Origin of the sequence: Olleya sp. Ti.3.14 (assembly GCF_038154885.1) — a bacterium.
GTDB lineage: Bacteria > Bacteroidota > Bacteroidia > Flavobacteriales > Flavobacteriaceae > Olleya.
In genome coordinates, this window is sequence record NZ_JBAKAO010000013.1 from 67,023 (window position 1) to 80,894 (window position 13,872).

General features: G+C 30.1%; 13 protein-coding genes. 8 read left to right on the top strand and 5 right to left on the bottom strand.

The genetic code is table 11. The features are described 5' to 3' along the window. Positions 1-49: 49 nt before the first annotated feature. Together V6251_RS14700 and V6251_RS14705 are read right to left on the bottom strand one after the other, a co-directional pair. Positions 50-2,140, bottom strand: a complete 2,091-nt coding sequence (locus V6251_RS14700) for a S46 family peptidase (protein WP_341588926.1) — start codon at positions 2,138-2,140, stop codon at positions 50-52. 79 nt (positions 2,141-2,219) lie between these two features. Next, positions 2,220-3,116: a thioredoxin domain-containing protein gene (locus V6251_RS14705; RefSeq protein ID WP_341588927.1), complete on the bottom strand. Its 897-nt coding sequence runs from the start codon at positions 3,114-3,116 to the stop codon at positions 2,220-2,222. Between the two features lie 183 nt (positions 3,117-3,299). Between V6251_RS14705 and V6251_RS14710 the strand changes: the two genes are divergently transcribed. Genes V6251_RS14710 through V6251_RS14725 form a run of 4 tightly spaced genes read left to right on the top strand, consistent with a single transcriptional unit; the run spans position 3,300 to position 6,380 of the window. Further along, on the top strand, positions 3,300-4,271 hold the full coding sequence (locus V6251_RS14710; RefSeq protein WP_341588928.1) for a sensor histidine kinase: 972 nt from the start codon (positions 3,300-3,302) through the stop codon (positions 4,269-4,271). Then, positions 4,268-4,960 (top strand): LytR/AlgR family response regulator transcription factor, encoded by a 693-nt coding sequence (locus V6251_RS14715; protein WP_341588929.1) that lies wholly within the window; start codon positions 4,268-4,270, stop codon positions 4,958-4,960. Before V6251_RS14710 ends, V6251_RS14715 begins: the two co-directional genes overlap by 4 nt. Before the next feature lie 56 nt (positions 4,961-5,016). Then, positions 5,017-5,601 (top strand): hypothetical protein, encoded by a 585-nt coding sequence (locus V6251_RS14720; RefSeq protein ID WP_341588930.1) that lies wholly within the window; start codon positions 5,017-5,019, stop codon positions 5,599-5,601. Next, a complete protein-coding gene (locus V6251_RS14725; protein ID WP_341588931.1) occupies positions 5,601-6,380 on the top strand; it encodes a nitrilase family protein in 780 nt (259 codons plus the stop codon). The genes V6251_RS14720 and V6251_RS14725 overlap by 1 nt, the downstream gene beginning before the upstream one ends. On the opposite strand, the gene V6251_RS14730 is transcribed toward V6251_RS14725, so the two are convergent. After that, positions 6,367-7,944 carry an Ig-like domain-containing protein gene (locus V6251_RS14730; RefSeq protein WP_341588932.1) on the bottom strand — a complete coding sequence of 526 codons (1,578 nt, stop codon included), beginning with the start codon at positions 7,942-7,944 and terminating at the stop codon, positions 6,367-6,369. The genes V6251_RS14725 and V6251_RS14730 overlap by 14 nt on opposite strands. 93 nt (positions 7,945-8,037) lie before the next feature. Next, positions 8,038-8,721 carry a ComF family protein gene (locus V6251_RS14735; RefSeq protein WP_341588933.1) on the bottom strand — a complete coding sequence of 228 codons (684 nt, stop codon included), beginning with the start codon at positions 8,719-8,721 and terminating at the stop codon, positions 8,038-8,040. A 153-nt stretch (positions 8,722-8,874) separates the two neighbouring features. Between V6251_RS14735 and V6251_RS14740 the strand changes: the two genes are divergently transcribed. The 4 genes from V6251_RS14740 (at position 8,875) to V6251_RS14755 (ending at position 13,122) form a co-directional block, all read left to right on the top strand. Continuing rightward, entirely contained in the window at positions 8,875-9,783 is a 909-nt protein-coding gene (locus V6251_RS14740) for a hypothetical protein (protein ID WP_341588934.1), read from the top strand. A 169-nt stretch (positions 9,784-9,952) separates the two neighbouring features. Then, positions 9,953-10,858: a hypothetical protein gene (locus tag V6251_RS14745; protein ID WP_341588935.1), complete on the top strand. Its 906-nt coding sequence runs from the start codon at positions 9,953-9,955 to the stop codon at positions 10,856-10,858. Between the two features lie 116 nt (positions 10,859-10,974). Further along, positions 10,975-11,532 (top strand): class I SAM-dependent methyltransferase, encoded by a 558-nt coding sequence (locus V6251_RS14750; RefSeq protein WP_145004304.1) that lies wholly within the window; start codon positions 10,975-10,977, stop codon positions 11,530-11,532. Between the two features lie 48 nt (positions 11,533-11,580). Then, entirely contained in the window at positions 11,581-13,122 is a 1,542-nt protein-coding gene (locus V6251_RS14755; protein ID WP_341588936.1) for a glycine--tRNA ligase, read from the top strand. Positions 13,123-13,195: 73 nt separating this feature from the next. Here the strand turns inward: V6251_RS14755 and V6251_RS14760 are convergent, their stop codons facing one another. Then, on the bottom strand, positions 13,196-13,777 hold the full coding sequence (locus tag V6251_RS14760; RefSeq protein ID WP_341588937.1) for a hypothetical protein: 582 nt from the start codon (positions 13,775-13,777) through the stop codon (positions 13,196-13,198). Positions 13,778-13,872 lie beyond the last annotated feature (95 nt).

Here is a 13,872-nt window from a genome sequence, read left to right on the forward strand (position 1 = left end):
GTCAATGTATACGTTACACGACAGGCTTTTTTTGTAATTATTTAGTGGACTATTTTTTCTTAGGATGTACTAATTTCATTTCGTCAATTAAGTGTGTTGCTCCAGCATATTTGTCTACAATAAAAAGGACGTAGCGTAAGTCAACCATAATGTTTCGGCAGATTTCAGGATCATAATTCATATCACTCATTGTACCTTCCCAAACACGATCAAAGTTAAGACCTACTAGGTTTCCGTAAGCATCAATTGCTGGACTACCAGAGTTTCCTCCTGTAGTGTGGTTAGTTCCTAAAAAGCAAACTGGTACTTTTCCGTTACTGTCTGCATATTGACCGTAATCTTTGTTTTTATGTAGCTCTAATAATTTTTCTGGTACATCAAACTCGTAATCACCTGGTACATATTTTTCTACAACACCATCTAGGTAACTTACTGGATTATAATACACAGCATCTCTTGGAGAATACCCTCTAACCTGACCATAAGTAACACGTAAAGTACTATTGGCATCCGGAAAGTAGCGTGCATTAGGTAAAGCTTCCATTAAAGCTGTCATATACTTAGTTTGTAAAGCAGTTATAGGTTGGTTTTTTTCTTGGTAAGCTTTGTCAATAGTATTGTAAAACTCAGTAATCATTGGTTTAGCGTATTGATAAGCAGCATCTTTATTCAATTTTTTTAATACCTCTTTAGCGTTACCTTCTAATAGCTTTAAAGCTTGATCTAAGTTAGTAAAGGCTGTTTTGTCATAAATAGAAGCATCAACATTTTTATTGTAGAAAGGCATTACATTTTTAAAGACACCTTTGTCTACATCTGCATCATAATTTTTATGAATACCTTGTAAAGTACTAATAAGACGCGCTTTTGCTTTTTCAAAATTCTCTGGGTCAGCTTTTATAGCTTCTTCCATTTGATAAACTCTAAAGGTCATTTGCATTAACTCATTGGTAACCAAAAAGACTTCAACAAAATTTCTGCGTTTAATATTAATTGGACCAAAATCTTTGTAAAGGTTATCAAACTCAGGAAGGATGTTTCCATATTTATCTTCTAGATTTTTTTCTTTTAAAGCTTTAGTAAAAGTAGCTTCAAAAGCACGTCTTTTAGTAACAGCATCACTTTTTTGGATTCCTAAATTTTCTCCAATCCATTTTTTCCAAGCGTTTGCAATACGTGCTTGTTTAGATGCGTATTTAATACGTACAGCATCGCTTTCTTTCATTTTAGCGTCAATGACTTTTAAAGCAGCTTCACGAATAGCAATATTTGTAGGGTTAAATTCTTCTGTAATGTGTTGTATTGCTACAGCAGGAAGATACTCGCTAGTTGTACCAGGAAAACCAAATACCATTGTAAAGTCACCTTCTTCAACGCCATCTAAAGAGACTGGTAAAAAATGCTTTGGCTTGTATGGTTTGTTGTCTTTACTGTATTTTGCAGGTCTGTTGTTAGCGTCTGCATAAATCCTGAACATTGAGAAATCTCCTGTATGTCTAGGAAAAACCCAGTTGTCTGTATCGCTTCCAAATTTACCAATGCTTGTTGGAGGAGCACCAACTAATCTGATGTCTTCAAAACGCTCTGTAACAAACAGGAAGTATTGGTTTCCTTCGTAAAATGATTTTACTTTAGTGTCTTGCCACGCTTCTTTAGCAACCGTTTTTTGGTAAGTATTACTATTTCTATCTATTGATGATTGTTTTTCTTTTTCAGTCATACTGTCTGTAATTCCAGCCAGTACTTGTGATGTTACATCTTCAATTCTAACAATAAACTCGATATATAAACCTTCATTTGGCAATTCTTCGTCCAAAGACATTGCCCAAAAACCATCTTTTAAATAATCGTTTTCTAAAGACGAATGCGATTGTATTTGACCAAAACCACAGTGATGGTTGGTTAAAATTAAACCTTTATCGCTAATAATTTCGCTGGTACAACCACCATTAAAATGTCCTATGGCATCTTTTAAGCTAGAGTTGTTTACGTCGTAAATATCTTTAGCAGTAAGTTTACTACCAAGATTAGTCATTTCGGTCTCATTCATACCTTCTAATAACGAAGGAATCCACATACCACCTTGTTGTGCGGACACTTGGATGGTAATAAACAGTAAAAGGAATTTTAAAAATTTCATATTTTTTTGATTTTATATGCCATCAAAGATAAAAAACCAACAAATAATAAATTGTTAAAATAGATTAAATAGTAAGCATTTATTGCTTGTTTGCTTGATTGATTTTTTGAATCATTTCCAAAGCATTTTTATCCTCTGGCTGCAACGCTAATACTTTATTGTAATTAATTAAGGCTTCAGTATAATTATTGGTAATAAAAAAAGCTTCGCCTAAACTATCATATACGTTTGATTTATACGGAAAAATTAAAGTGTTTAATTTAAAAGTATATAACGCTTTATCAAATGCTTTTGCACGCAAATACACGTAGCCTAAAGTATTTAACTCACGACTACCTTTGACAAACTCTGATAGTTGAGCGACTAATTTTGTTTCCTCTGTATTTAGTTGCTCTATTGTTTTAGTAGATAGTAAATATTGGATATAATCTGCAGCAATGTAATTAAAACTATAAGGTTGGTTGGTTACAATTTTTTCAATATCACGTTCTAGGGTTTCTATTGGATGCTCTACAATGCGGTTAATTTCTTTACCATCTTTATAAAAAATAAAAGTAGGCACACGATGGATATCGTATCCTTTTTCTTCTCCATTTGGTCCTTGTTTGTAGTGCTCTTTTTGATTGTCTAAAGCAACAACTTCTAGATTATCTAGATTATAATTTGCTGTTTCTAATACTTTGTAAAAACGCGGAACTTCTTTTTTGCTATCACCACACCACGTACCTAAAAATACTTTGATAGTATAATCTTTTAACGATTCAGAGAAAGTTTCTACCAATTTATCATTAACAATATAATGGTCATGGTTTGTATCAAACCACGCTTTGTAAGTGTCTTTTTGGAGTCCTTCTTTGTTAATTACACCTAATAATTTGGGTTTTCCGTCAGGATCAATAACCTCTTGGTTTAGGGTCTGTGCAAATGCAGTTGCATAACTAATAATAAAAATAAAAAGGGTGACTAATGATTTCATAATCTATTGGTTTTTTGATTTACTCAAACCTATTTATTATATTTTTTAATAAATAAAAATGTTAACCAACTGCGTACTTAAGATTACAAACAACAATTATTTATGCAGTTTGCATTGCTTTTATTGGCTTTTGTACTTTGTTTTTTGATGGTTTTAGGTTTTTAGATTACTTTCAGGCTTGTTATGACAGATTTAAAAAAACATACGTCACAAATTTTAGTGCACCTCTTGGGATGGATGCTATTTATATTTGTATCGCTATATATATTTTCTAGATATTATTGGGCTGAAAACCCTTTTTTGCAGTATTTATCTATACTTGCAGTAATTGTATATATTAATCATTTTATACTCTTGCCATTTTTTGTAAAACGAAAATGGTATATTTTTTATGGGTTGTTATTTATGACAATTTCATTTTTAGCCACACAAGTCTATTGTAATGTTTTTGCACAGTGTGGTTGCTCTATAATGAAATGCTTAAGTGATTATTTATGGCAAACCTTGGTGCCATTAATATTTTTCTCGTTTATATGGATGTTGTTTCGTTTTTTGGACGAACAAAAACAAAAAGAAGACATGATAAAACAACATACTGAAATGGAGTTGAAGTTTTTGAAATCGCAAATTAATCCACACGTATTGTTTAATAATTTAAATACGATTTATTCTTATTCTATTGAAAAACCTACCGAAACTCCAGAACTTATTTTGATGCTGTCAGATAATTTAAAACACGTGTTGTATGATAGTAATGCGCAGTATGTTGATTTAAATAAAGAACTACAGTTTTTAGATAATTATATTAAGTTTCAAAAAATTAGAACCGAAGGTGTAAAGCAAATTAACTATACGACAAGTATCACATCTAATCATTTAAAAATAGGTCCATTATTGTTAATTACCATTATTGAAAACGCTTTTAAACATAGTGTGTTAAATAGTATTATTTCTATTGAAATTATTGAGGAAAACAACCTTTTAAAATGTACTTGTATCAACGACTTTGAAAATAAAATTACGGATACTACACAATTTAAAATAGGGTTAATAAATTTAGAAAAACGGTTACAATTATTATATCCAGAAAAGCACCAATTAGTAATAGAAAACTCTGATAAGTTTAAAGTTGTTTTAACACTACATTTAGTATGACTTGCATAATTATAGAAGACGAATTACCTGCACAAAATTTGCTTAAAAATTATTTAAGTAAAATTCCGGAGTTGCAATTACTAGCTACTTTTCAGGCAGCAATGGATGCCAATAATTACTTTAAAACTAACATTGTAGATTTGGTGTTTTTAGATGTTAATTTACCTGATATTTCAGGATTAGATTTTATAAAAACGGTAAAAAATCCACCAGCAATTATTATGACTACTGCTTATCCAGAATATGCAGTTAGCAGTTTTGAGTTGGATACCATTGTAGATTATTTGGTTAAACCCTTTGGTTTTGATCGATTTTTAAAGGCTGTAAATAAGGCTGAAGACCGATTTGTAAAACAAGATGTTGTTAATCCAACTACTGAAGATTCTATTTTTTTAAATGTGGATAAAACACTTCATAAAATAATTTTAAAAGATATTTTGTTTTTAGAATCTGATAGAAACTATATTACTATTACCACTAAAACACAAAAACTATCCTTTATAGATTCACTTAAAAACTGGATCGAAAAACTACCTAGTGCTCAGTTTGTTCAAATCCATAAATCATTTATTATAAACACTAAAAGTGTGACTAAAATTTCAGGTAATGAAATCTTTATAACAACCCACAGATTGCCTATTGGAAGAACTTATAAAGGTGAGCTACTTAAAAAGTTAAGAATACTTTAAACTAGATTATTTTGTAGGAAATTCTCCTTACTTTTACTTTCTAATTTATAATTAAAATGAAGACAATAAAAATGCTTTTAATACTACTAATTACAGTAGTATCTCATACACTAACTGCTCAAGAAGTGACTTTTGATAATCAATCTTATGTGGTAAAAAACAAAGTTATTAGCTTAAATGGTAAAGATGTTTCTGAAACATTAACTGAATCTCAAAAAATAGAAATTTATAATTTGGCAGACACCAAGAAAGCCGAAATTAAAGCTGCAGAAGAAGCAGTTAAAGCAGCAGATAAGGAAAAACGCCAACAAGAAAAGCAAGCTAAAGCTGAAGCAAGAGAAGTTAAGGCACAAGAAAGAGAACGTAAAGCTGCTGAAAAGGAACGTAAAAGATCTGAGAAAGCTAGAAAAAAATCGGAGAAAGCGCGTCAAAAAATTGAAAAGGCTAATGCTAAAATAGAAAAAGCAGAAAGCAACTTGGAAAAAGCTAATGCTAAATTAGAAAAAGAAACTAAAAAATATCAAAAGCTTGAAGCTAAAGGAAAGCTGTCTCCAAATGACATTGATAAATGGGAAGGTAAACTTGAAAAGTTAAGATCAAATATTACTAAGGCAGAACAAAAACTGAATAAACTAAAATAGTGGATGCTGTATTAAATATTGCGATGATTCAGTCTGATTTGGTTTGGGAAAATCCTGAACAAAACAGACTGAATTTTTCAGAAAAAATAAATGCAATATCTGATACTGTAGATTTAATTGTTTTACCAGAAATGTTTACTTCTGGATTTACTATGTTTCCGCAATTTGTTGCAGAAGCTATGGATGGTAAAACCATACAATGGATGCAGTCCTTAGCAAAAGCAAAAAATGCAGCAATAGTTGGTAGTTTGGTTATTAAAGAGCATGATAATTACTATAACAGACTAGTTTTTGTGCATCCAAATGGACTTATTGATACATATAATAAGCGACATACGTTTACGTTAGCAGGAGAAGATAAAGTATATAAAAAAGGCAATCAAAAACTTATTATTAACTATAAAGGTTTTAAAATTAGACCTTTAATTTGTTATGATTTACGCTTTCCGGTTTGGTCCAGAATCTCTGAGGATTACGACGTGCTTTTATACGTGGCTAATTGGCCTAAAAAAAGGATTAAAGCTTGGGATACTTTATTACAAGCAAGAGCTATAGAAAATATGTGTTATTGTATTGGTGTTAATAGGGTAGGATTGGATGCTAATAATTTTGAGTATCCAGGACATTCTGCTGTATATGATGCTTTAGGCGAAAAATTGGTAGATGTCAACCCAAATACCGAAGCTGTTAAGCTAGTGGCTTTAACTAAATTTCATGTAGATGCTACCAGGAAAAAACTACGTTTCTTGGACGATAAAGATGGTTTTATTTTAGAATAAATTCTTCAATTAAATCCCAACCAACTCTAACCTCAATAGGTTTTTCAGAATAGCTTACACGCTCTGGGTTTTTAGAAGTTAAATAGACTCCTGTATCATATATTTTATTTTTGTTGGTGTCAAAAATGGCTCTTATATAATACTTGTTAGGTTTAACTAAAAAGAAATCTAAGGGTTCTGGTTTGGTGATATACTTTTCGTATTTAACCTCATTTTTGTCATCTACTAATTGCACAATCAAAGGGTAAACACCATTTTTAATATTAACACGTACGTTTCCTAAACTAGATGCTTTAACGGTAGATAAGTTAAAGTTTAAAGTGTCATTGGTATTGTCAAAAAAGTCGGTTACAGTATTTGGTAACAATCGGACTTTGTATTTATTATCTTCTTTTTTATCAAATAAAACCTCTATTGTATTTTGTAATGTGTCTAACTTGGTTGTAAAAACAACATTAGTAGAGTCTTTATCCATGATACTAATTTGATTTTTGTCAAATTTGGTAATCGGGATATTTGCCGAAATTTTTAAAGTTTCAATAAAATCTATATTACTATTTGGTGTCGCTTTAAGTAATAACGAATCTTTTTTATTGTCCTTAATTCTAACCGTAAAGGTGTCAATTTTAGTTTTGTAACTAACTTTAAAAACTAATGAGTCGACTTCTAGTTTAGGTTTGTAAAAGTAGTTTAAACTGTCTGTTTCTTGATCTTTAAAGTAGCTTGACGTGTAATCTGCAGGAACCTCTGACAGTAGATCAATACTCATGTTTTTGTAATCTTTACCTTCAAAACCAAAAATAATTTTTTCGCCAGAAACTAGTTTGGGTTTTTCAGCTTTATAATTTATTTCTTCTTTAAATAATTTTAATTCATAAAAAGCAGAACTGTCTGTTGATACAGTAATAAATTCTTCTTTAAAACCAATTTTATCTGTTTTTTGGTCAAACTTATTATTGCTGTTATTGTCTTTTAAAGCAATTAGTTTGTAAGTTCCTGCTTTTAAGTTTTCCAACGTAAAATTTGTGGTACTATCTAAAGTGTTGGTTACGTATTTTGGATTTTTTTTATAGACAACAGAGTCTGTGTAAGTGGAATCCTTTTCATATAAATTAACAGATATAAAAGGGTCTGTGGTACGGTTTAATGCATCCATTACTTTACCTTTTACTTTTAAAGAATCTATATAATCACCTGTAGAAAATACATATTTATAATACGTGTATGGGTTTTCTTCGTTGTTGTCTACTATACTATTACCAAAATTAAAAGCATAGGTGGTATTTGGTTTTAAAGTATCAAATATTTTAATTTTTATAAAGTCGCTAGAGCTTCCTAAAGGTGTTATCTCTGGCGTGATATCCATTGGTGGCGAAATAATAAGCTGTTTAGACAGGTTTTTAATTTTAATATACTCGTCAAAATAGATTCTTATTTCTTTACTATTAAAGTTAGTAGAGTAATTTTTAGGAAATGTTTTTGTGATTTTTGGAGGTGTAATATCCTTTTCTCCTCCAGTAATATTTCCTCTATTAGCACAATTGATAAAAGAGAGCGTTATCACGCACAAAAAACAAAAATTTAAAAGACGATTTTGCATACTAATTTAAATGAAGATACAAATTAACAACATATTATTCGTTTAACGAAAAATGCCTTAAGCTATTGCCATAGCAGCAATACTTATTTTTATGTTTTTAGCTTTATTTAATTCTATAATACATGCCTCTAGGGTATTTCCTGTGGTAATAATGTCATCAACTAACAAGATATGCTTGTTGTGTAGTTTTTCTAGTTTTTTTACAGCAAAAGCTTCATTGTTTAATTCCCAACGTTCCAATCTAGTTTTTCGCGCTTGAGATTTTGATGGATTTGTAATCTTAATCAAAAGGTCTTCATTAAAATCCGTATTAAGTAATGTTGCAATATTTTTACCAAACTTGGAGACCTGATTATAACCTCTTTTTTTAATTTTTTTTGGATGTAATGGTACAGGAATTACTACATCTATAGCTTGATATTCGTGATTAGTTTTTAGCTCTTCGCCTAACCAATCACCTAAAAATGATCCTATAGCTTCATTTTTACCATATTTTAATTGGTGTAGTAAATGTTGTACTATTCCTTTTTTTTCAAATCGTAGTAAAGCAGTTGCAGATTCTATTTTTGCACGACCATAAAAGACGTTTTTAACAAAAGGATCTTGAGTTAAATGGAAGTTTGTAGTAGGTAGATTATGTCTACAGTTGGTACATAAAAAAGATTCGTTGTCTGTTAAAGTGTCCTTACAAGCATTACATACCAAAGGAAAAAACAAATTGGCTAAAGCTTTTAAACTCATGTTTACGATTAAGGATTTTGGATTAAAAATTAATGCTTAATAGATACAAAAAGCTGTAATAGTCTAGTTTTTAATGAAAAACATGTTCAAGTTATCGAAAAATTCTTACAATTCCATTAATTTATATTATTTTAGTGGTAATTATTAAAACTCATGATTATTAAACCCCAAACCTATAATCTTAAGTTAGTTATCATTGCGCTACTAACTATACTATGTGCGCTTGGTTTATATAGTTATTATAATTACAGCTCTTTAAATCAATATAAAAACTTTCTTGTAGATGAAAATGCTTTAATAGAAGCAGAGCTTAATCAATTATCAATCGATTTTAGTGCACTTAAAACGGATAACCAATTATTAAGTGATAGACTAGAGCAATCCAAGATTAAAATCATTCGTATTTTGGATTCTGTTAAGCATATAACACCAGATATTAAGCTGTTAAACCATTACAAAAAACAATTGCAAGCTATAAAACTTGAAAATTCTAAAATATTAGAATTAGTTAATCAATTAAATAAAGAAAATAAAGTACTACAAGAAGAGGCACGATTAGCTGATGAAGCAATGGATAAAACGATGTTACAATCTAAATCTTTAAGGCAACAAAATAGAGCTTTGTCAAAACTTAATACTGAATATTTAAATGAAATAGATAAAGCAAAAATGATAAGTATTAGTGATATCTATGTTGAAGGTGTCAAACGTATCACTAACAGTGGCAATATTAAAACAACCACAGCTGCAAAACGTGTTAAGATGCTAAATATTTGCTACACAGTGGCTAAAAATGACATAGCTACACAAGGTAAAAAAGAATTATACTTTCAGGTGTTAGATCCTAAAAATAACGTAATTGCTTATAAAGGAGATGTTACTATTAGTGATACTTCTTTGATGTACAGTCAACTGGATGTTATTAATTACAATAATAATAGTTTGCAGACATGTGTTTTTATTAACCTTTTTGAAAACGAAATTTTATTAAAAGGCGAGTATTATATAACCATATATCATGATAATCAATTAATTGGAAGTGCTAAGTCAACTTTTAATTAGTGTAACTTATAAATATTAATCCATTTATTAAAAAACGCTAAGTGCAGAAGTGCACGAGGCGTTTTTTTTGATTTTAAGAGAGTTAAACAATTTTTTTACCTCTTCATCGATTTTAAATTGACACCTTAATAAATAACAATATTTTTATTTTTTAAAATAAAATTAAATCATGTTAATTTTTCCTCATACATATAACTATAGGATAATTATAGGCTCATTGATTGTTGTTTTTGTAATATTAGGATCTTACACGTTTTCTAACTATAATCAACTAGTAGATTATAAAACATACGTGTCTCAAGAAAAAAAACTATTAGAAAACGAATTATCAGATATGGTAATACGTTATGATAATATAAAGGTGGATAATGATTCACTTCGTAATAAATTACAACAATCAAAACTTAATGTAGTGCATATTCTAGATTCTATAAAAACGTTGCAGCCAAGCGCTTCGTTATTATCATTATATCGTTCTAAGATTAATCTTTTACAAAAAGAAAATGCAGCATTTTTAAATGTTGTATCTACGCTTAAGACAGAAAACAACCGTTTAGCATTATTAACCCAAGCTGTTACACAAAACTTAAAAGTAGCAAAAAACAATACCTCAAGTTTATCTACTAAAAATAAAGGATTGGCTACTGCTAACGCTAAAATGTCGACTGCTTTAGACAAAGCAAGTCTTTTAAGCATAGCCTCTTTAGACGCAAAAGCAGTAAAACGAGTTACTAAAAAACGCATAGTAAGCACATCAAATGCTAGTAAAGCTAATAAGCTATATGTATCATTTACGTTGGATAAAAATAAATTAGCATCAACAGGAGTAAAAGATTTATACATTCAAATTTTAAATCCTAATAATAATGTTGTTGCAGACCAAGGATCAATATCTTTTGGAGAGCAGTCATTAATTTTTAGTAAAAAAATTAAAGTTGACTATAAAAATGAAGCTATTGATGTTAATACATTAATAACTACAGATTTAGATGAGCCTTTAACTAAAGGCGTCTATTTTGTAAACGTGTTTTACGATAATACAAGACTAGGAAGCACTTCTATAATGCTTAAGTAATAGTTAAACAATAATTAAAAAGCACCATTGTCATTTACATTGGTTTTAATTTAGCATTTTATATCAAATAATAAAAAAGCTTATATTCGTTTATATTATCTCTAAAAACCCCTTTTTTGAACAAAATAAATTTTTTAAAAGAATCCTTAAAAAGCTTAAAAACTTCAGGCACTTTGTTTCCAAGCTCTAGATTCTTAGCGTCAAAACTATTAAAAGGGATAGATTTTAGTACAGCTAAACTAATAGTGGAGTTTGGTCCAGGTAATGGTGTCATTACTAAAGAGATTTTAAAACGATTGCAACCAGATGCCAAGCTAATTAGCTTTGAAATTAATGAAACCTTTTACAAAGATTTATTAAAAATAGAGGATCCAAGGTTTATTGTTTCAAAACAATCTGCCGACAAAGTACAAGAGGTAATTAAGCAACATGGTTTTACAACTACAGACTATATTGTTTCCAGTTTGCCTTTAACAAACATTCCTAAGCCAATTACTCAAATTATTATGGATAGTGCCTTTAAAAGTTTAAACTCAAAAGGCTACTTTTTTCAGTTTCAGTATAGCTTAACATACTACGCAGCATTAAAAGAAAAATTTAATGGCAATATTACATTAGGTTTTGAGCCATTAAACGCACCTCCAGCATTTATTTATACTTGTCAAAAAGACTAATCAATTTTTGGTTGTACACTTTTATTTATCGTTTATCTTTGTACTATTATGGCAAACAACGACGATCAATTTAAAAAAGTAATCTCTCACGCAAAGGAGTATGGTTACGTATTCCAAAGTAGTGAAATCTATGATGGACTTAGCGCAGTTTACGACTACGCTCAAAATGGAGCAGAATTAAAGAAAAACATACGTGACTATTGGTGGAAAGCAATGGTACAGATGAATGATAATATTGTAGGTATTGATGCTGCAATATTTATGCATCCAACAACATGGAAAGCCTCAGGACACGTAGATGCTTTTAGTGACCCATTAATAGACAATAAAGATTCTAAAAAAAGATATAGAGCAGACGTTTTAGTAGAAGACTATTGTGCTAAAATTGAAGCAAAAATCGATAAAGAAGTCGCTAAAGCGGAAAAACGTTTTGGCGAAGCTTTCAATAAACAAGAATTTATTTCTACTAATCCAAGAGTTGTTGGATATCAAGAAAAAATTGATACCATCTTAAAACGTTTAGGAAAATCTTTAGAAGCTGAAGACTTAGCAGATGTTAAAGCATTAATTGAAGAGTTAGACATTGCTTGTCCTTTATCAGGAAGTAGAAACTGGACAGACGTTAAGCAATTTAACCTAATGTTTGGTACCAAACTTGGTGCTACAGCAGAGACTGCAATGGATTTGTATTTACGTCCAGAAACAGCTCAAGGTATTTTTGTAAACTTTTTAAATGTGCAAAAAACGGGAAGAATGAAAATTCCTTTCGGAATTGCACAAACAGGTAAAGCGTTTAGAAACGAGATTGTTGCAAGACAATTTATTTTTAGAATGCGTGAGTTTGAACAAATGGAAATGCAATTTTTTATTAAACCAGGTACACAAAAAGAATGGTTTGATTACTGGAAAGAAACCAGATTAAAATGGCATAAATCTTTAGGTTTAGGCGAAGATAATTACCGTTTTCATGACCACGAAAAATTAGCACATTACGCAGATGCTGCAACAGATATCGAGTTTAAATTTCCGTTTGGTTTTAAAGAATTAGAAGGAATCCACTCGCGTACTGATTTTGATTTAAAACAACACGAAGCCTTTTCTGGTAAAAAACTTCAGTATTTTGACCATGAAGACAACGCAAGTTATACACCATACGTTTTGGAGACTTCTATTGGTTTAGATAGAATGTTTTTAGCAGTATTTTCAAACTCATTAATGGACGAGACTTTAGAAGATGGTAGTGTTAGAACGGTTTTAAAACTACCAGCAGTCTTAGCTCCAGTAAAAGCAGCAGTTTTTCCTTTAGTTAAAAAAGATGGTTTACCAGAAATAGCTAAGCAAATTATTGAAGATCTTAAATGGGACTTTAATGTGTTTTATGATGAAAAGGATGCTGTCGGCAAACGTTACAGACGTCAAGATGCTAATGGTACACCATTTTGTATTACAGTAGATCATGAAACTATAGAAACTAAAACTGTAACTATAAGACATAGAGATACTATGGAGCAAAAACGTGTTGCCATCTCAGAGCTTAAAGACATCATCAAAAAAGAAGTTGATGTTAAAGAGTGGTTAATGAAGATGTAAAGTATTATAACAGGAATTTATAAAAAAAGCCCAAACTAATTAGTGTGGGCTTTTTTATTTATTTTTCTAAATTTTAGAATCTAATTCCAAAATTAATTCCAAATCTTGGCTCAACATTATCCAAGTAATCATCATCAATACTACCAAGATTTCTTGCTATTTCTCCGTTAATTCCCAACGTAAAAGTGTCATTAAACACCCATTTATGACCAATACCAAAGCCTAAAGAAAAACCGTCTACATCATACGTATATTCTTCTTCTACATTAGTGTCACTAACATAGTCGTAATAGTAATAATCTTCTACAGTTACAGTTCCTGTTCTAAGTTTGGCTTGCGGATAAAAGTAAAAACCAGCATGATCTTTTTTCTTTGAAAAATAGATAACATATGCTGCTTTAAGACTAATAGCGTCAGAGTCTTTTATATATCCAGTATCATAGTAAGCATAAGTGTCAAAAAACGTTGCTCCAATAAAAAGCGACTGATTTTTTTCTAAATAACGTTCGTAATTAACGTTAAATGATCCTGCGACTACTAAGTCAAATAAATTTGATGAAATTTCATTTTTTTTTGTAGTTGTTTCAATGTCTTTTTGAGCAAATCCATAAAAGGATGTTAATAATAAAACGAATAATAAATGTGTTTTTTTCATAAATTAGGTTGATTGATTAAAGCGTATAACTTATCAAAAGCCATACCATTATTAGATGTTAAATGTAGTAAAAGGTTGCGTAAGTAAATATGGTT